This is a genomic window from Kitasatospora sp. NPDC093558 (genome assembly GCF_040683475.1).
Classification (GTDB): Bacteria; Actinomycetota; Actinomycetes; order Streptomycetales; family Streptomycetaceae; genus Kitasatospora.
Genome location: NZ_JBFBDY010000006.1, coordinates 30,452 through 49,673, shown reverse-complemented (window position 1 = coordinate 49,673; position 19,222 = coordinate 30,452). Strand labels below are relative to the sequence as shown.

The following is a 19,222-nucleotide window of genomic DNA, read 5'->3' as shown; positions in this document are numbered from 1 at the left end:
CCCGCCGCGGACGGCGCCGTCGACCTCGCCGCCACCACGGCGGTCGCGGACGCGGTGGCCGGCTGCCGCTGGACATTCCCCCGGGCGAACTACCACAGCGCCGCCCGGGCCGCCGTCCGCGCGGCCGTCGGCGCGCTGCCCGGGCTGGACACCTTCCTCACCTCGGGCGCGGCGGGCGGTGTGGACGCCGGGCGCGAGGTGCTGCTCGCGGAGCTGGCCAGGAAGGGCGAGCCCGGGTACGGGCAGCGGATCCTGATCGGCGGCGGCCTGCGGGCCGAGCACGTGCCGGGGCTGCGGGCGGCCGGCTTCGACGCCTTCCACGTCGGCGGCGCGGTCCGCGCCGGCGGGTGGCAGTCGCCGGTCGACGCGGCGAAGGTCGCCGAGTGGCGGGCCCTGATCGACGGCTGAGCGTGGAAGCGCCGACAGCCGGGCGACCGGGGCCCGTCGCGCGCGGGAGGGGCCGGTCACGCCGCCTTGCGCGGGATCGCGTCGTGCCGGGGCCCGTCGTGCGCGGGAGGGGCCGGTCCGGATGCGGGCCGGCCCCTCCGCCGTCAGCCGAGCTGCTCGGGCAGGGGCTCCGCGTGCAGGACGGTCAGGCCCGAGACGGCGCGGGTGAGCGCCACGTACAGGCGGCGCAGGCCGGTGCGCTCGTCCGGTTCGCCGGCGATGACGGCGGCCGGCTCGTCCAGCACCACGTAGTCGTACTCCAGGCCCTTGGCGAGCGAGGCCGGGACGAGCGTCAGCCGGGCCTCGGCGCTGGTCTCGGTGCCGGGGGTCAGGTGCGCCAGGTCGGCCTCGGCCAGCGCCTCGGCGAGCAGCGGGATGCGCGCGTCGGCGGCGATCAGGCCGGTCGAGCCCTCGTGTTCCAGGGCCCGCCGGCAGGCCTCGACCACGGCCGCCGTCAGTTCCCCGTCCGCGACCCGGCGGATCGCCAGCGAGCCCGGAGCGTCGCGGACCGAGGTCGCGGGGGCCAGGCCGGGGGCGATCGCGGGCAGCAGCCGGGAGGCGTACGCGATGACCTCCTCCGGCACCCGGAAGCCCTTGGTGAGCTCCTCGACGTGGGCGCCCGGCTTGCCCAGGTGGTGCAGGGCGTCGGGCCAGCTCGCCGTCGCCCACGGGGTGGTGCCCTGGGCGAGGTCGCCGAGGACGGTCGCCGAGCCGGTGGTGCAGCGGCGGCCGACCGCGCGGTACTGCATCGGGGAGAGGTCCTGGGCCTCGTCCAGCACCACGTGCCCGAGCGAGGGCGTGCGCTGCACGAGGTCGGTGGTCTCGTCGACCAGGACGGCGTCCGCGGCCGTCCAGCGGGCCGTCTTCACCGAGCGGCCGGGCTTGGGCCACAGGACCGCCTGCTGCTCCTCGGCGGTGAGCACGCCCTCGGCGCACCCGGCCAGGAACTCCGGGTCGGAGAGCAGCCGCAGCACCAGCTTGGCCGGGTCGACCGGCGGCCAGCACTGCTTGACGACGGCCTTGACCGCGGAGTTGCGGGCCACCGCGTCCTGCACCCGGTCGTCCGGGGCCTCGCCGGACTGCTCCATCTTCAGCAGCACGGCGTGCGCGATGCGCTGCGGCAGGGCCTCGCCGGCGGCGCCGTAGCGGATGTCGCGGCCCTTCAACTCCTCGATGATCTCGGTCAGTTCGTAGGCGGGGACGCGCCAGCGGCGGGAGCCGCGGACGACCACGCAGGGCTCGGTGGGCAGCGCGATGCCCGCGCGGACGGCCCGGCGCAGCACCTCGGCCATCCGGGCGTCGCCCTTCAGCCGGGCCGACTCGGGGCTGTCCTCGCCCCGGACCTCGACGTGCCCGACCAGCTGCTGCACGGTGGACTGGGCGACGTCCAGCTCGCCGAGGGCGGGCAGGACCTGCTCGATGTACGAGAGGAACGCGTTGTTCGGCCCGATCACCAGCGTGCCGGTGCGGGCGAGGCGCTCGCGGTGCGCGTACAGCAGGTACGCGACGCGGTGCAGGCCGACGGCGGTCTTCCCGGTGCCGGGGGCGCCCTGGACGCAGATGGTGCCCGTGACGTCGGAGCGGACGATCTCGTCCTGCTCGGGCTGGATGGTGGCGACGATGTCGCGCATCGGGCCGACGCGGGGCTTCTCGATCTCGGCCGCGAGGAGGGCGGAGGTGGTGGAGCCCCCGGCGGAGCCGGAGAATGTCACAGCTTCGGGGTCGCTGAGGTGCTCGTCCTCGTACGCGGTGAGCTCGCCGCCGGTGTAGCCGAAGCGGCGGCGGCGTTCGACGTCCATCGGCTCGGTGCGGCTGGCCCGGTAGAACGGCTGGGAGACCGGCGCGCGCCAGTCGATGACCATCGGGTCGCCGTCGGCGTCGTGGACGTGGCGGCGGCCGATGTAGAAGTTCTCCCCGCCTCCGCCCTCGGACAGCTCCTCGCTGATCGCGTGGAGGTAGTCGAGGCGGCCGAAGAACAGCGGGGTGTCGGCGAGGTCGGCCAGGGCGGCGATCCTGGCCTCGATCTGGTTCTGGAGGATGACGGCGGACACCCAGGTGCCGGTGACGTCGCGCAGGTCCAGCGACTGGACGTCCTCGCGCATCGCCCGCAGCGCGGAGCGGGACGCGGCCAGGTGGTCGCGTTCGCGCTGGAGGGGGTCGGTGGTGGGGGTGGCGGGCACAGCGAACCTTCCCGGCTGCCCCGGTGACGGGCGCAGCGGATCGATGGAGCTCACGGTGGGTACGGCCGGCCGGTTGCCGTGCGGTCGGCACCTCCCCCGGCTGCCTGCGGGACTTCAGCAGGTACCACGGTGCGGGAGGGGGCAGACGGACGATCTTAGACCCGTCCGTCTCGGGGTTCCAGCCCCGCAGGTCTCAGGGGTGCGCATACACCCGGAGGACGAGGTCCGCCCTGGCGGATGCGGCCTTTGGAGTGATGCCCTCGGCCGGTCGGGTGCCTACCGTTGAAGACATGAGCACTCGCAACCCCATCACCGCCCCGGCCGGCGCCACCGCCCTCCCGGGCCGCCACCACAGCCTGCTCGCCACCGCCGTCCGCAACGTCGGGATCGCCCTGGACACCGCCGCGCGCGTGATCTTCCTCGGGCGCGACGGTGTCCGGTACTGACCGTTCCTGTCGTTACAGCACGTCGTCCGCGTCGATGATGCGGTAGGCGTAGCCCTGCTCGGCCAGGAAGCGCTGCCGGTGCGCGGCGAAGTCCTGGTCCACGGTGTCCCGGGCGACGACGGAGTAGAAGTGCGCCGCGTGGCCGTCCGCCTTCGGGCGCAGGACGCGGCCGAGGCGCTGGGCCTCCTCCTGGCGGGAGCCGAAGGTCCCGGAGACCTGGATGGCCACCGTGGCCTCGGGCAGGTCGATCGAGAAGTTCGCGACCTTGGAGACCACGAGGACGCCGATCTCCTTGTTGCGGAACGCGTCGAAGAGCTTCTCGCGCTGCGCGTTGCTGGTCTCGCCCTTGATCACGGGCGCGTCGAGCGCCTCCCCGAGCTCGTCCAGCTGGTCGATGTACTGGCCGATGATCAGCGTCTGGTCCTTCTCGTGCTTCTTGACCAGCGCCTCCACCACCCGCCGCTTGGTCGCCGTCGTGGCGCAGAAGCGGTAGCGCTCCTCCGGCTCGGCCGTCGCGTAGGCGAGGCGCTCGGAGTCGGTCAGGGTGACCCGGACCTCGCAGCAGTCGGCGGGCGCGATGTACCCCTGCGCCTCGATCTCCTTCCACGGCGCGTCGAAGCGCTTGGGGCCGATGAGGCTGAACACGTCGCCCTCGCGGCCGTCCTCGCGCACGAGGGTCGCGGTCAGGCCGAGGCGCCGGCGGGCCTGGAGGTCGGCGGTGAACTTGAACACCGGCGCGGGCAGCAGGTGGACCTCGTCGTAGACGACCAGGCCCCAGTTGCGGGCGTCGAAGAGCTCCAGGTGCGCGTACACGCCCTTCCGCTTGGTCGTCATCACCTGGTAGGTGGCGATGGTGACCGGGCGGATCTCCTTCCTGGTGCCGCTGTACTCGCCGATCTCGTCCTCGGTGAGCGAGGTGCGCTTGACCAGCTCGTGCTTCCACTGCCGGGCCGAGACGGTGTTGGTGACCAGGATCAGCGTGGTCGACTTCGCGTGCGCCATGGCGGCGGCGCCGACCAGCGTCTTGCCGGCGCCGCAGGGCAGCACGACGACGCCGGAGCCGCCGTGCCAGAAGCCCTCGACGGCCTGCGCCTGGTACGGGCGCAGCTGCCAGCCGTCCTCGTCCAGGTCGATGGGGTGCGCCTCGCCGTCCACGTACCCGGCGAAGTCCTCGGCGGGCCAGCCGAGTTTGAGCAGCACCTGCTTGATCTGGCCGCGCTCGGAGGGGTGCACGACCACGGTGTCGGGGTCGACCCGGGCGCCGACCAGCGGGACGATCTTCTTGGAGCGCAGCACCTCCTCCAGCACCGGCCGGTCGGTGGTGGTGAGCACCAGTCCGTGCGTCGGGTGCTTGGTGAGCTGGAGCCGCCCGTAGCGGCCCATGGTGTCGGCCACGTCCACCAGCAGCGCGTGCGGCACCGGGTAGCGCGAGTACGTCACCAGGGCGTCGACGACCTGCTCCGCGTCGTGCCCGGCGGCCCGCGCGTTCCACAGCCCGAGCGGCGTCACCCGGTACGTGTGCACGTGCTCGGGCGCCCGCTCCAGCTCGGCGAACGGCGCGATGGCGCGGCGGCAGTCGGCGGCCTTGGGGTGGTCGATCTCCAGGAGAAGAGTTTTGTCGCTCTGGACGATGAGCGGTCCGTCGTTCACGCGGGGGAGCCCTCCACTGGCTGGGGTTGACGCAGACCCTCCAGTGTCGCGCATCCCCGGCGTTCAGTGGCGGGCTACTTCCACTCGTAGAGCTTGCCGGTGGACTTGCCGCTCGCGTCGGTCTCGTACTCGAAGACGCCGGCGACGCCGTTGAGGCGTTCGAGCTGCGGGGAGGTGGTGAAGAAGAACAGTGCGCCGCGGAAGCTGGTGCCGCCGTCCGCGGTGAAGTGGCCGACGCCGCTGCCGTGCCAGGTGACGGACTGGCCGTCGGCGGTCATGTCGACGCCCTGGCCCTCGCCGTAGAGGGAGCCGTCGGGGCGCAGTTCGGATTCGTAGGTGCCGATGGTGTTGACCGCGACGCCGAAGTAGCTGCCGCTGCCCTGGAACGAGACCTCGACCGTCACGTGGCCGTCGCCTGCGGCGATGACGCGTCGGCCGGTGTCCTGGCCCTGGGTTTCGCCTATCAGATCGCCGAGCATGGGTTGCCTCCTGTCGGGAACCCCCTGTTCCAGACTGCGCCGGGTGCGGGAGGCGGGCAACGGCGCGGGTGACCCCGGCGCGTGTCGCTCGTTGGGCCGGGCATGAACAAGTCGAAGCGTGTTCTCACCGCCCTCGCCCTCATGGGGACGGCCTTCGCCGCCACCGCCTCCTCCGCCGGCGCGGCGCACGCCGTCGCGGGCATCGGCGAGGGGCCCGGCGGGCTGCTCGCGGCGCCCGGGTTCCTCCTGGCGGACACTGTAAGCGGGGGCCAACTGCCGGTCGGGCAGGGGCAGATCGGCACCCTGGCGGACCAGGCGGTCAAGGAGAAGATGAAGGAGTCGCAGGGGCACTGAGCCCTTATTCGTCGAGCTCGGCCACGCCCGTGATGCGGTGCAGGGCGAAGGTGCGCAGCTCGTCGGCGTGGTGGTCGAAGGCGGTGACGAAGCCGCCCTCGACCTTGACCGGGTCGATGATCCGCTGGCTGGCGATGCCCTCGGCGTTGAGGTAGCCGATCCACATCCGCTCGCCGAGCAGGACGGCGGTCTGGAGGGTGGCCAGCGTCTCCGCGGCGGCCGTGCGCGGCAGCTTGCGCGGGTCGGGGGCGGGTTCGCGGCGGGTGGCGGTCGCGGCGCGGTCGCCCGCCCGGATGGCCTTGATGGCGGCGGCGAGCAGGGTGTCGTCGGGGGTGGGCGGGCCGTCCGGGACGGGCGTCGGCGCGGTGCGCGGCGGGGTGCGGTGGCTGTCCGGGCGGGTGATCAGCACGTCGCCCTCGGCGGATTCGGCGGCCGGGGCGTAGCCCATCGTGCGCAGTGTCGCGAGCAGGACGTCCGGCGCGGCCTGGGAGGCGAGGACGGTGGGCGCGAGCAGCCGCAGCCGCAGGTCGGCGGAGCGGCGGTCGGCGAGGACCTCGCCGAGCAGCGCGGTGTCGTCGCAGCGCAGGTACGAGGACGCGGCGCCGACCCGCAGGATGCCGTGCCGGCGGGCGACGTCGTCGATCAGGTAGCTGAGCGGCTGCGGGACGGGCGTGCGCGAGTGCTGCTCCAGGAAGCCCCGCAGGTCGGCGGCGGTGCGTCCGGCGTCGAGGGCGCGGCGCACGGAGGCCGGGGTGAACCGGTAGACGGTGGCGCCGCCCTTGGACTCGATGTCGGCGCAGAGCGCGAGCGCCTGGGCGAGCGGGGTGAGCAGCGGGCCCGGGGCGATCGCGGTGAGGTCGGGCTGCAGGATGACGTGGTCGAGCGGCCGGGGCAGCAGCGGGGCGAGCACCTCGGCCGGGTCGGCCTCGGCGGTGAGCAGCGCGCGGGCGGGGGCGGCGAGGGCGCCGCGGCCGGTGATGCCGAGGAGTTCGGCTTCGGCGAGGGCCCAGGCGGCGAGGTCGTCGCGCAGCTCGTGGCCGTCCGGGCCGGTCGGGCCGCCGCGCAGCGGGCGCTGCCAGCGCAGGGTGGGCAGCAGTTCGGCGGCGGTGGCGGGGGTGCCGGGCGGGAGTTCGGCGAGCAGCGCGAGGGCGGCGCGGCGGACGGACGGGGCGAGCGTGCGGTCGAGTTCGGGGCCGAGGGCGGCGCGCGGCTTGCCCTTGCCGTCGGGGGTGCCGGTGAGGCCGGCCACGCGGGTGGCGGCGAGCCAGGCGGCGGCGAGGACGGACCAGCGCTCGGCGGTGTCCTGCTGGAGCCAGGTGTCGTACGCGGGGGTCGGGGCCCAGCACTCGTCGGCCTCGCCGTCCGGGGCCAGCAGGCCTGCCGCGTAGGCGAGTTCGAGCCAGAAGGCGGCCTGCTGCTCGGTGGTCTCCAGGGCTTGGGCGGTGCGCTTGAGGTCGCGCACGCCGAGGCCGCCCGCGCGCAGGGTGGGCGGCGGGGTGAGGCCCCACAGGTCGAGCACTTCCTCGACGGTCTTGACGGCGGTGTGGGCCTGGCCGGCGGCGGCGCTGTCCACAGCCTGTGGATCGCGCGGTGGAGTGGCGGGCGCGGGCTCGGGCTGGGCGGGTTCGACGGTGCGGTGGGTGCGTCCGCCGCGCAGGTGCAGGGCGAGCTCGCGTGGCAGGACGACGCTGCCCGGGCTGCTCGGCAGCAGCAGGCCGCGTGCCAGCAGCCACTCGACGGGACTCTGCGCGTCCTCGGCGGTGACCGGGCGGGCGGCGTCCGGGACGGTGCCGGTGGGCGGGCCCCAGACCAGGCGTTCCAGCAGCCGCAGCGCGGGTTCGGGGGCGGTGGCGAGCAGCGCGTCGCAGCGGGCGCGGTCGGCGAGCAGCGCGGTGAGCGCGGCGACGGCGGTGACCGGGTCGGGCGTCGCGGGCTGCCCGGCGGAGGCGAGGAGCTGCTGCAGCCGGGCCGGGGACATGCCCATGGTGGCGTCGGCGAGCGTCGGGCCGAGGCCGGTGCGGCCCGGGTTGGCGGCGGTCGGCGCGAGCGCCTCGCGGACGGCGAGGACCAGGCGCAGCCCGTTGTCCGGGCCCCACAGCAGGGCGCGGTCGCGCAGGGTGGCGATCGCCCGGGGCAGCGCGGCGGCGACGGCGGACCGGTCGGCCGGGGTGAGCGGGGTGGCGCCGGGGTGCGGCTTGACCTTCGCGGGGCCGGTCAGCAGCGTGCGGACGGCGGTGAGCGTAGTGCCGTCCGGGGCGGTGGCCAGGGCCTCGGCGACCTGGAGGGTGAACCGGTCGAGCCGCTCCAGGGCGCGCAGCGCGGAGGCGCGCGAGGACAGCCGGGCGGAGAGCTGGGTGAGGTCGCCGGGCACCGGGTTGAGCAGGTCCGGGCGGGCGCGGAGCAGGGCGGCCAGGGCGTCGTCCGGGCGGGCGCGCAGCTCCTCGGCGAGCGTGCGGGGGCCGGCGGCGGACCTGCCGGAGCGTTGGGGGCCCTGCTGTGTGGTCATTCGACCTAGGTTAGTCGGGTGTGGCGCCGGTGGACCCGGAGTCGGGACTCGCGTGGGTGGGGGACTGATGGGTAGCGTCACGCCCAGGGCGGTTCGGTGGGGCCGGACCGGGCCGGGCTTCGGTGGCCGGGCTTTGGTGGGTCGGGCTTCGGTGGCCGGGCTTCGGTGGGTCGGGCTTCGGAGGGTCGGGCTTCGGTGGGTCGGGCTTCGGAGGGTCGGGCTTCGGTGGGTCGGGCAGGGTACGGGCGAGGCGGGGTGTCGGGGATGACGGACGGCGAGTGGTGGCGCAAGAGCGGGCCGTGGAGCGCGAGGCAGGGCGGCGGTGAGCCCGACAGAGCCGAGGCCGGCCCCGACGACAGCGTGTACGACGCCGCCACGGCCCCGGGCGTGCCGGGCATGTCCGCCGTGCCCCTCGACCCGCCGCGCGAGCCCGACGCCGAGGCCGACCCGGACGCCGTACCGCCGCCGCAGCTGTACCACTCCGGCGGGGGCGGCTGGGACCTCGTGATGCTCAACTTCTCGGACGCGCCGCCCGCCCCGCCGAAGCCGATCCCCGAGCAGCGCGCGACGGAGGGCGAGGCGCCGCCCGCGGAACCGGTGGTGGCTCCGAAGAAGGGGAAGAAGAAGGCCAAGGCGGCCGGTTCGCCGAAACCCCCGAAGAAGGGCGCGCTCGCCGGCCGCCGCCCGTCCCCGCTGCTCCTGCTCGCCTCCGCCCTCCTCGCGGGCGGCGCCTGGACCGGCTTCTTCCCGGCCATGCTCGCGGGCTGGGGTCTCGGCTACCTCTCCACCCAACTCAAGGACCTCACCCGCAAGTTCGCGATCTTCGGCATCCCGCTGATCACGATGAGCGCCACCACCCTCTACCAGATGCGCCAGAACCAGCACGGCCAGGCGGGAGCCGGACCAGGCAACCAGCTCGGCCAGATGACGTGGGCCTCCGCCCCGGGCGTCCTGCGCCTCTCGGCAGCCCTGACCGCGGCGTTCCTGCTCCTCATGGCCCTGCGCCGGAGGCCGCAGCAGGAGGGGTGAGGCTGGCCCCGGGTGGGGGAGGGGGGTTAACACCCCGTACGGGACGGGTGATTTCCCCGTTCTTCCGGGTGGGCCCGGCGAACCAGACTCGGGGCATGCCCACACAGCCCGCGACGTTGACGGTCGCACCCGAGGCCCTCGCCCCGCAGCCGGACGGCGGCGGCAGCGACTTCGCCCAGTTGAGCCGCCGGATCGCCGCCGAGGGCCTGCTCGGCCGGCGGCACGGCTACTACGCCGTCCGCGCCGGTCTGGTGCTCGCCGCCTTCGCCGGCGGCTGGTGCGCCCTGTTCGCGCTGGGCGACACCTGGTGGCAGCTCGGTCTGGCGGCGGCGATGTCCGTCGTGTTCGCCCAGATCGGCCTCCTCTCCCACGACCTGGCCCACCGCCAGGTGTTCTCCCGGCGCGTGCCCAGCGAGATCGGCGGCCGGATCGCCGCCAACCTGCTGATGGGGATGAGCTACGGCTGGTGGATGAACAAGCACACCCGCCACCACGCCAACCCCAACCACGAGGAGCGCGACCCGGACGTCGCCCCCGACCTCGTCGTCTGGTCCCAGCGGCAGGCCCGGCAGGCGAGCGGGCTCGCCCGCTTCATCGGCCGGCGGCAGGCGTTCCTGTTCTTCCCGCTGCTCCTGCTGGAGGGCCTCAACCTCAGCTTCAACAGCTTCCGTGCCCTGCGCGGCCCGGCGGTCAAGCGGCCCTGGTTGGAGGGAACGCTGCTGGTGGTCCACTTCGCCGGCTACCTCGGGCTGGTCTTCGCCGCGCTCCCGCCGGGCAAGGCGGTGGCCTTCCTCGCCGTCCACCAGGCGCTGCTCGGCGTCTACCTGGGCTGCGTCTTCGCCCCGAACCACAAGGGCATGCTGATGGTCACCCCGGACATGCGGCTCGACTTCCTGCGCCGCCAGGTCCTCACCTCGCGCAACGTCCGTGGCGGCCTCGCCGTCGACGCCGTGATGGGCGGCCTCAACTACCAGGTGGAGCACCACCTCTTCCCCAGCATGCCGACGCCCGCGCTCGGACGGGCGGCGCGGATCACGCGCGCGTTCTGCGCGGAGAAGGGCATCCCGTACTACGAGGTCGGGCTCTTTCGCTCGTACCGCGAGATCCTTGCCCATCTGCACCACACCGGGGAGCCGATTCGCTCGGGGGAGTGAGGCGGGACGGGGGGCGACGGTGACGCTTCCTCAGATGCATCTGACCTGCCAAGATCCGCTGGTGAAACACGTGACTTACCGTCTCCAACAGGCGCAGATACGCCGCCAGTGGATCTTCTCGGCGCTCTTCATAGCCCAGGGCGCCTGGCTTCTGTACCGCGGTTCGCTCTCCCCGATGGACGGCCGGACCGTCGCCGGCATGGCCGTCGGCGTTTTCCTGGTCGTCGGTGGACTCTTCCAGGTGAGGGGCGCCTTCAGCAGCGTGAGCTTCGACGAGCGCGAGATCTGGTGGACCGGGCTGCTGGGCTCCCGCAAGCGGTTCGCCTGGGCGGACATCACCAACGTCGAGGTCGGGAAGAACAGCGGCCGCGCCAATGCCGGAGACGTCGTGCGGGTCACCCACCGGGAGCTCGGCGACTTCAAGCTGCCGGCGGTGATCGGCATGCCGAACACCTGGCGCGACCCGGACTTCGAGACCAAGGCGGCCGACATCATCGCCACCTGGCGTGCGGCGACGGTTACGTCCGAGCCCGTGGCGTAAGCGGGCGCGCGTGGCCCCTCGTTCGTTTGTGGGCGAGGGGCCTTAGGACCGCGTCGCGCGCCGCACCCAGTACTGCCAGCCGGCCTCGATCTGGCTGGGCGGCCAGGCGAGCGCGTCCTTCTCCAGGGACTCCTTGTGGCTGGTCCAGTGCCGCATCGGACCCGCCGCCTGGGCGGTCAGCTGGACGGCGCAGGCCCGTTCCAGCAGGACGGCGTACATCACGGCGTGCGCGATGTCCCGGCCCGCGGTGAGCAGTCCGTGTTGCGGCATCAGGCAGGCCCGGGCGGGGCCGAGGTCGGCGGCGAGGGCCTTGCCGAGGTCCTGGGTGCGGACGAGGTTCGCGGTGGCGCCGAAGCTCGGGAGGCCGTGCTCGGCGAAGACCACCGCGTCGTGGCTGAGCGGCCGGAGCGGGACGCCGAGGGCGCTGAACGCGTTGACGGTGGCGGAGTGGGTGTGCAGCGAGACGTGGACGTCCGGGCGGGCCCGCATCACCTCGGTGTGGATGGGGAATTCGAGGTGCACCCGCCCCTCGCCCGCGAGCAGTTCGCCCTCCCAGGACACCAGGACGACCCGGTCCGGCCGGATCTCCTCCAGCCCCCACCCCGACGACTTCATCCACACCCCGCGCCCGCCGGGGTCGCGCACCGCGAGGTGCCCCCACACCATGTCCCCTTGCCCCGCCTCCGCGAGGACCCGGCTCCCGAGCGCGACCAGTTCGGCGGCGTCCTGGTCGGTGGCGTCCTGGTCGGTGGCGTCCTGGGCGGTGCGGATGGTGTCCACGGGCACTCCTGACTGGTCGTCCGGTCGGTTCTCGTGGGTCAACACGCTAGTTCTGGAGCGGGGTTGACGGCCACCCGTCGAGGATTCGCGCCGTGACGAGATCCGGCTGGTCGGTGGTCAGGGCGTGTCCGGCGTCGGGGATCAGTTCGACGTGGGCGGTGGGGAGAAGCCGGCCGAGGCGGGCCGCTACGGCCGGCGAGTCGTGCAGGGCGCTGCGCGCGCCGAGGAGGACGTGGGTGGGGGTTTGGAGGCGGCGAAGCTCGTCGTCGGTGAAGGTGTGGGCGAGGGGGAGTCGGCGGCGGAAGCCCATGGTGGCCTTCATGAGGGCCATCAGTTCGGTTTCGAGGATGGTGCTGTTGCCGACTGCCCTGGCCAGTCGCGGGCGCAGTGCCCGGGGCGCCAGGCCGGCGAGGCCTCCGGCGATCACCCAGGTGTAGAACCGCCATCCGATGTTGGCCATGCCCGCCGGGTCGAGGAGGGTGAGGCCGGTGACGCGGCCGGGGTGGTGGATGGCGTGGTTGATCGCGATCCAGCCCCCGTACGAGCAGCCGATGAGGTGGGCGGGAGGCGTGTGGAGGGCGGTGAGGAGCTCGTCGAGCCACGCGGCGGCGTCGCGCCCGTCGTGGAGGGGAGCGGTCTGGACGCTCGCGCCGGGCTCGCCGATGGTGTCGACGGCGATGACGGGGTGGCGTTCGGCGAGTGCGGCTACAGAGCGGTGCCACATCAGCGCGTTGCCGCCGGAGCCGGGCAGGAGGACGAGCGGTTCGCCGTGGTCGGGCCCGGTGCGGTAGACGCGGGTGGTGCCGAAGGCGGTGGGGATGTCGAGCGCCGCCTTCGGGCCGGGCCAGAGGGAGGCGAACGTGCGCTCGTAGGCGGCGCGGAAGCGGGCTTCGGCCGGGGCGTTCCTGAACTCGCTGATTCGCATGGTACATGTGTATCACAGGCATGATACGGGCGTACCAGGATGGGAGGTTCAAGGGATGGCGGAGAAGCCCGACCACGAGGAACGCCGACGCCAGATCGCCGAGGCCCTGCTGCGGATCGCCGACACCCAGGGCTTGCAGGCGGCAAGCATGCGGGCGGTCGCGGCGGAGGCGGGGGTGTCGCTGCGGCTGGTGCAGTACTACTTCACGACGAAGGACGGGCTGCTGCTGGACGCGCTGGCGCGACTGGGGGCGCAGTTGCAGGCGCGGATGGAACGGTGGATCCGGGAGGCGGGGACGCCGCCCACACCGCGCAGCATCGTGACGGCGATCCTGGGGTGCATCCTGCCGACGGATGCGGAGAGCCGGCGGATCACGAGGACGTACGCGGCGTACTACACGCTGGTGCTGAGTGATCCGGGGGCGATGGAGAAGAAGGGTCCGTTGCAGCCGGATCTGTTGGAGGGCTTCCTGGCGAAGCAGATCCGCGCCGCGCAGGAGGCGGGCGAGATCGACGAGCGGAAGGACCCGGCGATGACCGCCGCCGGTCTGCTGGCGATGGTCAACGGCCTCGGCTCCAGCGTCCTTGGCGGACAGCGCGGCGGAGATGAGGCGGTGGCGATCCTGGAGTACCACTTGGAAGAGCTGTTCGGCGGCCAGTAAGTGCGGCTCGCGGCGCCTGCTGCACCCGGCGTGCAAGTTGTCGCAAGTCCAGGGGGCAAGTTGGCACTTGGGGCGGAAACTTGGGCACAGTACTCATCGTCCGAAGCGAGAGAGGTCGCCATGGCTCTGCACATGCTCGGCAAGGATCCCGAGAGCCCCGAGGGCAAGTCGCCGACGGTCTACTTCGACGACGCGACGGGCAATTACCTCCTCCAGGGCTGGAAGGTGCTCGACTCCGAGCGGCTGGCCCAACTGGACATCCCCGAGCACGAGACCGTCATCGAGTTTCCGCGCCGCATGATGCGGTTCTTCCCGGAGGTGACAGGTGGCAGCTGAGCCGACGCTGGAGCACCTGCTGAGCACGTGCCGCCGGTCTGCCGTCCATCTGGAGTTGCGGGACGGGTACATGCTCGACGATCCGCTGTACGTCCGCTGGCGTGCGGGGCATCGCGACGACCGGGCCGATCGTGCTTCGTGGTGGAGTCCGTGGCTCCAACTCGTCGCTGACGCGGTCGAGCGAGGCGTCGAGGTGCGTCGCGCGCGGGTCGTGTCCGAGCCGGTGAGCGAGTACATCAGGTTCGAGCACGAGATCACGTTCAGGAACATCGCGGCGGGGGAGGATGTCCGCTGGCTGCCCCGGCGCCGGGCGACGGACCTATCGCTGCCCGGCAACGACTTCTGGCTGATCGACGACACAGTCGCGGTGATCCACCACTTCAGCGGCGACGGTGACTTCGTGGACGACGAGACCACCGACGATCGGGATGTCATCGAGCTCTGCTCGGCAGCCTTCGCCGCGGTCTGGGAGCGGGCGTTCCCGCACCAGGACTACGTCCTTGCCTGAGCGGGTCCAGTGCCACTTACCTCGTCGTCATCCAGCGTCCAACAGGCCAGGCAAGCCCTGGGCCAGCGCCTGCGCGAGATCCGGAAGGCCGCCGGCATCACCGCGCGGGCGCTGGTTGGGCTGTCAGCCGTTGCCGTCTACGGCGTCGCCGATCGAAAGCTGATCACTTCGGCCATCGGCGCACTTGGGTGAGTGAGGGGTGGAGGTGGCGTGGCAGCGCAGGAAGTCGGTGAGGCCGACTTCCTGCGCCGGGGGTTAGCGGAGTTCGCCGGCCTTGATGGCGATGAGGAGGACAGAGAGGCGGGCCGCGGTGGTGCGGAGGATAATGTCGCCCTCGTCGGACTCGCGCAGTTCGATCGCCCCGTGGGTCGTGCGGACCTCCACGCAGTTCTCGACGTTGCCGCTGAAGGATGACTTCTGCCAGACGGATTCGAGCATCTTGGTCTCCAGGGTTCGGTTGGCGATGGGCGCTTGCCTGCTTACGTGTTTCCGAATTCGCCAGTCTTAATGGCGCGGAGGAGCGAGGCGAGCCGGGAGGGCGTCGTGAGGAGGATGGTTTCGCCTTCGTCGGACTCGCGGAGCTCGACGGTTCCGTTGACTGCGCGGACCTCCACGCAGTCGCCACCGGATCCGCTGAAGGATGACTTCTGCCAGATGGATTCGAGCATCTTGGTCTCCAGGGTTCGATAGGCGATGGGCGCTTGCATGCTCACGTGTTGCGGAGCTCGCCGGCCTTGATGGCGGTGAGGAGGGTGGCGAGGTGGGCGGGGGTGGTGTGGAGGATGGTTTCGCCTTCGTCGGACTCGCGGAGCTCGATCGCCCCAGCGGCGGCGCGCACCTCGACGCACTCGTTGTTCGCGGCGCTGTAGCTGGACTTCTGCCATGCCGACTCAGGCATACGTGCCTTCCAGTTCCTTCATGATGGACCGAATGAAGTCTCGCGACCCTGCTTCGTTGATCGCCGTGGCGTCCGTTCGATCGAAGATGGCTCGATGCTTGGCCAGGTCAGCGGGTGAGTCGAAGAATAGTGCGCCTTGAGAGACGTCCAATTGGATCGTGTCCAGCTCGGGGACTGCCCCCTCGGCGAGCGTGATGTTCTCACCGGCTCCCGGGAACGTGTCGACTGCGAACGGGATCACGCGGAGTGAGATTCCGGGCCGCTCGGAGTCTTCGAGGAGAGCATCAAGCTGGTCCGCGAGCACCTTCGGGCCGCCGAACTGCATCCGAAGTGCGGCTTCGTGGATAAAAGCTCGAAGCGGCACCTTGCCTGATCGAACGATCTGCTGCCGCTGCACACGGAAGGCCGTGCGGATGTCGATGTCCTTCCGGGGCAGCGGGGGATAGATCCGCGTGAAGACTGCGGAGGCGTAGGCGCCGGTCTGAAGCAGGCCCGGGAGGTACGTGGTGGTGCAGGTGGAGAGCCGCTGCGCGTGGCCCTCGATCTCAGCGACCTCCAGGAAGTCTGTTGTGAGGACCTCTCGGTACTCCTCCCACCAGCCTTTGCCTCTCTCGGAGATCACGCCGGCGAGTGCTTCGATCAGGGGTCGGTTGCCGCAGTTGCATGCTGCGGCGATGGTGTGGAGCCGATCGGCGCTGATACCGATCCGTCCCGATTCCATCTGTGTGACCTGGGCAGGACTCATCCCGACTATGCGCCCGAGCTCGGAGCCGCCGAAGCCGGCCTGCTCGCGCATTCTCCGCAGCTCGGTGCCGAGGCGGCGCTGGCGGAGTGTCGGGTTGGAGCGTGGTGGCATGGCTTCCTTCCAGGCGTAGTCCCGTCAAGTCTGCCGCGCTGGCCAAGTGCCGGTCCACCAGTTACCACTCCCGGGGGAACTTCCCGCGAAGGTGGAAATTTAGATACTCCACTGCGCTATGGTCGAAGACGTACCGATCCGACGGATCGTCAGTAACGCCATTTCGTCGCACCGCAGAGCAGTCATGCCTCCACCCGACCTGGCTCACGGTGACGTATCCGTCCTTCTCCTCCCTCACGCCTCGGGAGTACTCCCATGCGTCACCTCAACACGCCCTCCCTCGCCATCGCCCGCCAGTCCCTCCGCGACACCATGGACCGCGCCGGCTGGCCGTCGTCCACCATCTTCGATGCCCAACTCGCCCTCGTCGAGCTCCTCGTGAACGCCTGGCGGCACGGCGAAACCCCCGCGCCCCTCGTCTGCATCATCACCGCTCCTGGCACGCTCCGCGTGTCCGTCTCCGACGAGAGTCCCACCCTCCCCGAGTGTCGCGCGCTCCCCGGCCTCGCCGAGTCGGGTCGCGGCCTCCAACTCGTCGAGGGCCTCACCCACCGTTGGGGCGTCGACCCCCAGCAGCGCGGCAAGTCCGTCTGGTTCGAGCTGGACGCCGCCGCGTGAGCGTCGCCCGTCACCCCATGAAGCCGAGCGACCCCCGCGTCCGGGACTACACCGACGCCCAGATCCGCTCGCTCCTCGCCGAAGTCCACGAGCGCGGCAAGAAGTTCGGCCTCGTCTGGCCCTCCGCCACCACCGACAGGACCATCGACGGCCGCGTCCTCGTCTGCTTCAACACGGCGCCCGTCACGACTCTCCTGAACCTCCTCTCCCTCCTCCTCGACGCCGGACGAGAGCAGGACGACGACCCGTGCGTTTTCTGATCGCCGCGGCCTTCGCCGTCCTCCTCGCCCTCGCGATCGCCACCGTCGTGCTCGGCGTGATCACCGCCCTCCGGGCGACTCCGCCCGACGAGGACGACTGACGACCCCCTACTTCCCGAAGCCCGCCAGCATCTCCCGCGGGTCGAACGTCACCCGGATCCGCGTGATCTTGCCGTTCTCGATGTGCATCCAGTTCACGGTGGGCGTCGCCGGCGCGATGCTCGTGTGCAGGTCGTACCAGGTGATGACGTCATCGCCCTCCGCGACCCGCACCTGGACGTCGATCTTCTCCAGCACCTGCCCGAGCCCCTTTAGTCCGCCCAAGGCCTCCTCCACCCCCGAGGCCGTGCCGAGCGCGCCCACGAAGTCCACGTCCTCCGCCAGCAGTTCCCGAATCGCCTCGAAGTCGCCGGCCTCCCAGGAGGTGAAGTAGGTCTCGGCGATCTCGCGTGCACTCTTCGTCGTCATGCCTCCATGCTCCGCCCGCACCCATCCATCCGTCCAACAGATAGATCCGATGCCAGCTATCATCTTCAGATATGGAGATGCACCAGCTGCGCTACTTCGCCGCCGTCGTCGACGAGGGCTCCTTCACCGCTGCCGCCGCGCGCCTGCACGTGAGCCAGTCCGGTATCAGTACCCAAGTCGGCAAGCTGGAGCGCGAGTTGGGCCAGCAACTCCTCGAACGGTCCACCCGGGGCGGCATCCGCCTCACCCCCGCCGGGGAGGCGATCCTCCCGCTCGCGAAGAACGCCCTCGCCACGCTCGACGACATCCAGCACACCGCCGCCGAGTTCGCGGAGGCCGTGCGCGGGCGCGTGCGCCTGGGCATGATCACGGGCTGCTCGATCCCGCCGTTCCTCGACGTCGTCGCCGACCTTGGTCGTACGCACCCCGGCATCAAACTCAGCCTGCACGAGGACGATTCCGAGCTCCTCCAGTCCCAAGTCATCGCCCGCACCCTCGACTTGGCCCTGGTCGGCTTCGCGGGCGAGGCCGACGCCGAACTCGACACGAGCGTGTTCGTCGACGAGCCGATCGCCGCCGTCGTGCCGATCGGACACCCGCTCGACCGCAAGACCGTCCGCCTCGCCGATCTCCACGGCGGCGAGAAGATCCTCGGCCTGACCCCGGGCACCGGCATCCGCGCCGCCTACGACCGCTCCTGTCGCCGGCTCGGCCTCGAACCGCGCGTGGACATCGAGGCCAGCTCGCCGACGACCCTTCTCCGCCTCGCCGAACGCGGCGCGGGCGTGGCCGTCCTGAGCCCGTCGTCCGCCGTCGGCGTCCCGACGCTCCGCGCAATTCCCGTCAAGGACGCGGCGGTTCACGCCTGCCTCGGCCTCGTCGCCCGCCGCGACCAGCACTCGCCGGCCGTCCGTCTCCTGCGCGCCAAGCTCCGTACGGCACTTGGCGGTTGACGCCGGACTGTCACGCACCCAGGAAGCGCTGCAGTTCGTCCAGCATGTAGTTGGCGCCCGTGTACCCGATGCCCTGGAACCACAGCTGGTCGTCCACGGGGAACGTCCGGTACCCCCTCACGGCGCCCAGTGCCTGCCAACTGGAGCTCGCCAGAACGGTGTTGGCGCCGGATCGGTCCGGATCGCCGTACGTCCCGTAGAGGAGCAGATCGCCGTCCGCCTTGGCGATCTGGTCGAGCGGGATCTCGAAGTCGGACTGGTCGACGTTCTGCGCGTCCGGCCGCCCGACGGCCGCGTCGGCGAGGACCGTCCCGGGGAAGCTCTGCTTCCCGTACAGGCGGATGCCGCCGCCCTCGACGAACCGTACGAGGCTCACCTTCCGCCCGTTCAGCTTCGCTTCCGAGAGCGCGGCCGTCACCTGCGAGACGTGCCGCTGGTACGAGCCGACGAAGGCTGCCGCGGCGGCCTGCCGGCTCAACGCCTGGGCGTGCAGGAGGAAGTTGGCCTTCCAGGGGGCGCCGGTGGTCTGCGTGAGCACGGTCGGCGCGAGCTCCCGGAGGACGTCGTAGCGGTCGCCGTCGCGCATCTGGTTGGAGAGGATCAGGTCCGGCCGCAGCGACCGGATCGCCGCGAGATCGGGCGCCCCGGCCGGCCCGACGTACGCGATCGCGGCCGTCCGGGACTGCGGCCAGTACTCCGGGTAGTGCGCGTCCAGCGCGGGCCGCGCGGCCCCGATCGGCGCGATCCCGAGCGTGAGCGCCGAGTCGAACACGTCCGTGTCGAGCGCGACGACCCGTAGCGGCGCACCCGGCACGACGACCGGCCCGACGGCGGTGTTCACCGTCACCGGAGGCACGGGCACGGCCGACCCGCTCGCCCCCACCCCGTCCGCCCCCGCCCCACCCGGCCGAGGCGCCGTACAGGCAGCGAGCGCGGCCCCACCCAGCCCGACCAGCAACGTGCGACGGGTGATCCGGTGCATCGGCGTTTCCTCGGACGGTCGGACGACGGGGGAGACGAACCCTGCCGATTATGTCCGAATTGCCAGCCAATGCCCGAGCGCGCCGCCCACCCGCACAGTGTCGTGCCTATGCATCCCGGGCAGGAGGGCGGCCGTGCGCGGTGCTGGCGGGCGGAGGCTGCCGAGGGTCCTCGGCGTTGTGCCCAGGACCC

Annotated in this window: 23 protein-coding genes and 1 pseudogene; 12 read left to right on the top strand and 12 right to left on the bottom strand. The window is 72.0% G+C overall.

Going from position 1 to position 19,222, the window contains the following annotated elements:
• Window positions 1-408, top strand: a pseudogene (locus AB0O00_RS01650) (copper homeostasis protein CutC); the annotation flags it as partial.
• Between the two features lie 143 nt (window positions 409-551).
• On the opposite strand, the gene AB0O00_RS01645 reads toward AB0O00_RS01650, so the two are convergent.
• Window positions 552-2,627: an AAA family ATPase gene (locus AB0O00_RS01645; RefSeq protein ID WP_363647955.1), complete on the bottom strand. Its 2,076-nt coding sequence runs from the start codon at window positions 2,625-2,627 to the stop codon at window positions 552-554.
• A gap of 290 nt (window positions 2,628-2,917) precedes the next feature.
• Between AB0O00_RS01645 and AB0O00_RS01640 the strand changes: the two genes are divergently transcribed.
• Window positions 2,918-3,073 carry a hypothetical protein gene (locus AB0O00_RS01640; RefSeq protein WP_363647953.1) on the top strand — a complete coding sequence of 52 codons (156 nt, stop codon included), beginning with the start codon at window positions 2,918-2,920 and terminating at the stop codon, window positions 3,071-3,073.
• Between the two features lie 12 nt (window positions 3,074-3,085).
• On the opposite strand, the gene AB0O00_RS01635 is transcribed toward AB0O00_RS01640, so the two are convergent.
• Together AB0O00_RS01635 and AB0O00_RS01630 are read right to left on the bottom strand one after the other, a co-directional pair.
• Window positions 3,086-4,723 (bottom strand): DNA repair helicase XPB, encoded by a 1,638-nt coding sequence (locus AB0O00_RS01635; RefSeq protein ID WP_363647951.1) that lies wholly within the window; start codon window positions 4,721-4,723, stop codon window positions 3,086-3,088.
• 74 nt (window positions 4,724-4,797) lie between these two features.
• On the bottom strand, window positions 4,798-5,202 hold the full coding sequence (locus tag AB0O00_RS01630) for a hypothetical protein (protein ID WP_363647949.1): 405 nt from the start codon (window positions 5,200-5,202) through the stop codon (window positions 4,798-4,800).
• Between the two features lie 102 nt (window positions 5,203-5,304).
• On the opposite strand from AB0O00_RS01630, the gene AB0O00_RS01625 reads away from it, so the two are divergent.
• Window positions 5,305-5,556: a hypothetical protein gene (locus tag AB0O00_RS01625; protein WP_363647947.1), complete on the top strand. Its 252-nt coding sequence runs from the start codon at window positions 5,305-5,307 to the stop codon at window positions 5,554-5,556.
• A gap of 4 nt (window positions 5,557-5,560) precedes the next feature.
• Here AB0O00_RS01625 and AB0O00_RS01620 read toward each other — a convergent pair whose 3' ends face one another.
• Window positions 5,561-8,062, bottom strand: coding sequence for a helicase C-terminal domain-containing protein (locus AB0O00_RS01620; protein ID WP_363647945.1), 2,502 nt, complete (start codon window positions 8,060-8,062; stop codon window positions 5,561-5,563).
• Between the two features lie 264 nt (window positions 8,063-8,326).
• Here AB0O00_RS01620 and AB0O00_RS01615 point away from each other — a divergent pair, with 264 nt between their 5' ends.
• The 3 genes from AB0O00_RS01615 (at window position 8,327) to AB0O00_RS01605 (ending at window position 10,786) form a co-directional block, all read left to right on the top strand.
• Window positions 8,327-9,091, top strand: coding sequence for a hypothetical protein (locus AB0O00_RS01615; RefSeq protein ID WP_363647943.1), 765 nt, complete (start codon window positions 8,327-8,329; stop codon window positions 9,089-9,091).
• Between the two features lie 95 nt (window positions 9,092-9,186).
• Window positions 9,187-10,245, top strand: coding sequence for an acyl-CoA desaturase (locus tag AB0O00_RS01610; RefSeq protein WP_363647941.1), 1,059 nt, complete (start codon window positions 9,187-9,189; stop codon window positions 10,243-10,245).
• 70 nt (window positions 10,246-10,315) lie between these two features.
• Window positions 10,316-10,786, top strand: a complete 471-nt coding sequence (locus AB0O00_RS01605; RefSeq protein WP_363647939.1) for a hypothetical protein — start codon at window positions 10,316-10,318, stop codon at window positions 10,784-10,786.
• Between the two features lie 42 nt (window positions 10,787-10,828).
• Here the strand turns inward: AB0O00_RS01605 and AB0O00_RS01600 are convergent, their stop codons facing one another.
• Window positions 10,829-11,566, bottom strand: a complete 738-nt coding sequence (locus AB0O00_RS01600; protein WP_363647937.1) for a class II aldolase/adducin family protein — start codon at window positions 11,564-11,566, stop codon at window positions 10,829-10,831.
• A gap of 46 nt (window positions 11,567-11,612) precedes the next feature.
• Window positions 11,613-12,491 (bottom strand): alpha/beta hydrolase, encoded by an 879-nt coding sequence (locus AB0O00_RS01595; protein ID WP_363647935.1) that lies wholly within the window; start codon window positions 12,489-12,491, stop codon window positions 11,613-11,615.
• Between the two features lie 55 nt (window positions 12,492-12,546).
• Between AB0O00_RS01595 and AB0O00_RS01590 the strand changes: the two genes are divergently transcribed.
• The 3 genes from AB0O00_RS01590 (at window position 12,547) to AB0O00_RS01580 (ending at window position 13,996) form a co-directional block, all read left to right on the top strand.
• Window positions 12,547-13,152, top strand: coding sequence for a TetR family transcriptional regulator C-terminal domain-containing protein (locus AB0O00_RS01590; RefSeq protein WP_363647933.1), 606 nt, complete (start codon window positions 12,547-12,549; stop codon window positions 13,150-13,152).
• 120 nt (window positions 13,153-13,272) lie between these two features.
• Window positions 13,273-13,488: a hypothetical protein gene (locus AB0O00_RS01585; RefSeq protein WP_363647931.1), complete on the top strand. Its 216-nt coding sequence runs from the start codon at window positions 13,273-13,275 to the stop codon at window positions 13,486-13,488.
• The gene (locus AB0O00_RS01580; protein WP_363647929.1) at window positions 13,478-13,996 is read left to right on the top strand and encodes a DUF6879 family protein; all 519 of its coding nucleotides are present in this window, start codon (window positions 13,478-13,480) and stop codon (window positions 13,994-13,996) included. The genes AB0O00_RS01585 and AB0O00_RS01580 overlap by 11 nt, the downstream gene beginning before the upstream one ends.
• Window positions 13,997-14,251: 255 nt before the next feature.
• Here AB0O00_RS01580 and AB0O00_RS01575 read toward each other — a convergent pair whose 3' ends face one another.
• The 4 genes from AB0O00_RS01575 to AB0O00_RS01560 are packed head-to-tail and all read right to left on the bottom strand — an operon-like array spanning window position 14,252 to window position 15,750.
• A complete protein-coding gene (locus AB0O00_RS01575; RefSeq protein ID WP_363647927.1) occupies window positions 14,252-14,434 on the bottom strand; it encodes a DUF397 domain-containing protein in 183 nt (60 codons plus the stop codon).
• Window positions 14,435-14,475: 41 nt separating this feature from the next.
• On the bottom strand, window positions 14,476-14,703 hold the full coding sequence (locus AB0O00_RS01570) for a DUF397 domain-containing protein (RefSeq protein WP_363647925.1): 228 nt from the start codon (window positions 14,701-14,703) through the stop codon (window positions 14,476-14,478).
• 2 nt (window positions 14,704-14,705) lie between these two features.
• On the bottom strand, window positions 14,706-14,894 hold the full coding sequence (locus tag AB0O00_RS01565; RefSeq protein WP_363647923.1) for a DUF397 domain-containing protein: 189 nt from the start codon (window positions 14,892-14,894) through the stop codon (window positions 14,706-14,708).
• Window positions 14,887-15,750 carry a helix-turn-helix transcriptional regulator gene (locus AB0O00_RS01560; RefSeq protein WP_363647921.1) on the bottom strand — a complete coding sequence of 288 codons (864 nt, stop codon included), beginning with the start codon at window positions 15,748-15,750 and terminating at the stop codon, window positions 14,887-14,889. The genes AB0O00_RS01565 and AB0O00_RS01560 overlap by 8 nt, the downstream gene beginning before the upstream one ends.
• A gap of 255 nt (window positions 15,751-16,005) precedes the next feature.
• Between AB0O00_RS01560 and AB0O00_RS01555 the strand changes: the two genes are divergently transcribed.
• Window positions 16,006-16,368, top strand: a complete 363-nt coding sequence (locus tag AB0O00_RS01555) for an ATP-binding protein (RefSeq protein ID WP_363647919.1) — start codon at window positions 16,006-16,008, stop codon at window positions 16,366-16,368.
• On the top strand, window positions 16,365-16,628 hold the full coding sequence (locus AB0O00_RS01550; protein ID WP_363647917.1) for a hypothetical protein: 264 nt from the start codon (window positions 16,365-16,367) through the stop codon (window positions 16,626-16,628). The genes AB0O00_RS01555 and AB0O00_RS01550 overlap by 4 nt, the downstream gene beginning before the upstream one ends.
• Before the next feature lie 108 nt (window positions 16,629-16,736).
• On the opposite strand, the gene AB0O00_RS01545 is transcribed toward AB0O00_RS01550, so the two are convergent.
• Entirely contained in the window at window positions 16,737-17,096 is a 360-nt protein-coding gene (locus AB0O00_RS01545; protein WP_363647915.1) for a nuclear transport factor 2 family protein, read from the bottom strand.
• A 71-nt stretch (window positions 17,097-17,167) separates the two neighbouring features.
• Between AB0O00_RS01545 and AB0O00_RS01540 the strand changes: the two genes are divergently transcribed.
• The gene (locus AB0O00_RS01540) at window positions 17,168-18,049 is read left to right on the top strand and encodes a LysR family transcriptional regulator (RefSeq protein ID WP_363647913.1); all 882 of its coding nucleotides are present in this window, start codon (window positions 17,168-17,170) and stop codon (window positions 18,047-18,049) included.
• Window positions 18,050-18,059: 10 nt separating this feature from the next.
• Here the strand turns inward: AB0O00_RS01540 and AB0O00_RS01535 are convergent, their stop codons facing one another.
• A complete protein-coding gene (locus tag AB0O00_RS01535) occupies window positions 18,060-18,896 on the bottom strand; it encodes an ABC transporter substrate-binding protein (protein WP_363647911.1) in 837 nt (278 codons plus the stop codon).
• Window positions 18,897-19,222 lie beyond the last annotated feature (326 nt).

Bases quoted from the DNA above. Each gene is read 5' to 3' on its own strand.
- AB0O00_RS01640 (WP_363647953.1), top strand. From the start codon at position 2,918: ATGAGCACTCGCAACCCCATCACCGCCCCGGCCGGCGCCACCGCCCTC.
- AB0O00_RS01630 (WP_363647949.1), bottom strand. From the start codon at position 5,202: ATGCTCGGCGATCTGATAGGCGAAACCCAGGGCCAGGACACCGGCCGA.
- AB0O00_RS01625 (WP_363647947.1), top strand. From the start codon at position 5,305: ATGAACAAGTCGAAGCGTGTTCTCACCGCCCTCGCCCTCATGGGGACG.
- AB0O00_RS01620 (WP_363647945.1), bottom strand. From the start codon at position 8,062: ATGACCACACAGCAGGGCCCCCAACGCTCCGGCAGGTCCGCCGCCGGC.
- AB0O00_RS01615 (WP_363647943.1), top strand. From the start codon at position 8,327: ATGACGGACGGCGAGTGGTGGCGCAAGAGCGGGCCGTGGAGCGCGAGG.
- AB0O00_RS01610 (WP_363647941.1), top strand. From the start codon at position 9,187: ATGCCCACACAGCCCGCGACGTTGACGGTCGCACCCGAGGCCCTCGCC.
- AB0O00_RS01595 (WP_363647935.1), bottom strand. From the start codon at position 12,491: ATGCGAATCAGCGAGTTCAGGAACGCCCCGGCCGAAGCCCGCTTCCGC.
- AB0O00_RS01590 (WP_363647933.1), top strand. From the start codon at position 12,547: ATGGCGGAGAAGCCCGACCACGAGGAACGCCGACGCCAGATCGCCGAG.
- AB0O00_RS01585 (WP_363647931.1), top strand. From the start codon at position 13,273: ATGGCTCTGCACATGCTCGGCAAGGATCCCGAGAGCCCCGAGGGCAAG.
- AB0O00_RS01575 (WP_363647927.1), bottom strand. From the start codon at position 14,434: ATGCTCGAATCCGTCTGGCAGAAGTCATCCTTCAGCGGCAACGTCGAG.
- AB0O00_RS01570 (WP_363647925.1), bottom strand. From the start codon at position 14,703: ATGCAAGCGCCCATCGCCTATCGAACCCTGGAGACCAAGATGCTCGAA.
- AB0O00_RS01565 (WP_363647923.1), bottom strand. From the start codon at position 14,894: ATGCCTGAGTCGGCATGGCAGAAGTCCAGCTACAGCGCCGCGAACAAC.
- AB0O00_RS01560 (WP_363647921.1), bottom strand. From the start codon at position 15,750: ATGCCACCACGCTCCAACCCGACACTCCGCCAGCGCCGCCTCGGCACC.
- AB0O00_RS01555 (WP_363647919.1), top strand. From the start codon at position 16,006: ATGCGTCACCTCAACACGCCCTCCCTCGCCATCGCCCGCCAGTCCCTC.
- AB0O00_RS01545 (WP_363647915.1), bottom strand. From the start codon at position 17,096: ATGACGACGAAGAGTGCACGCGAGATCGCCGAGACCTACTTCACCTCC.
- AB0O00_RS01540 (WP_363647913.1), top strand. From the start codon at position 17,168: ATGGAGATGCACCAGCTGCGCTACTTCGCCGCCGTCGTCGACGAGGGC.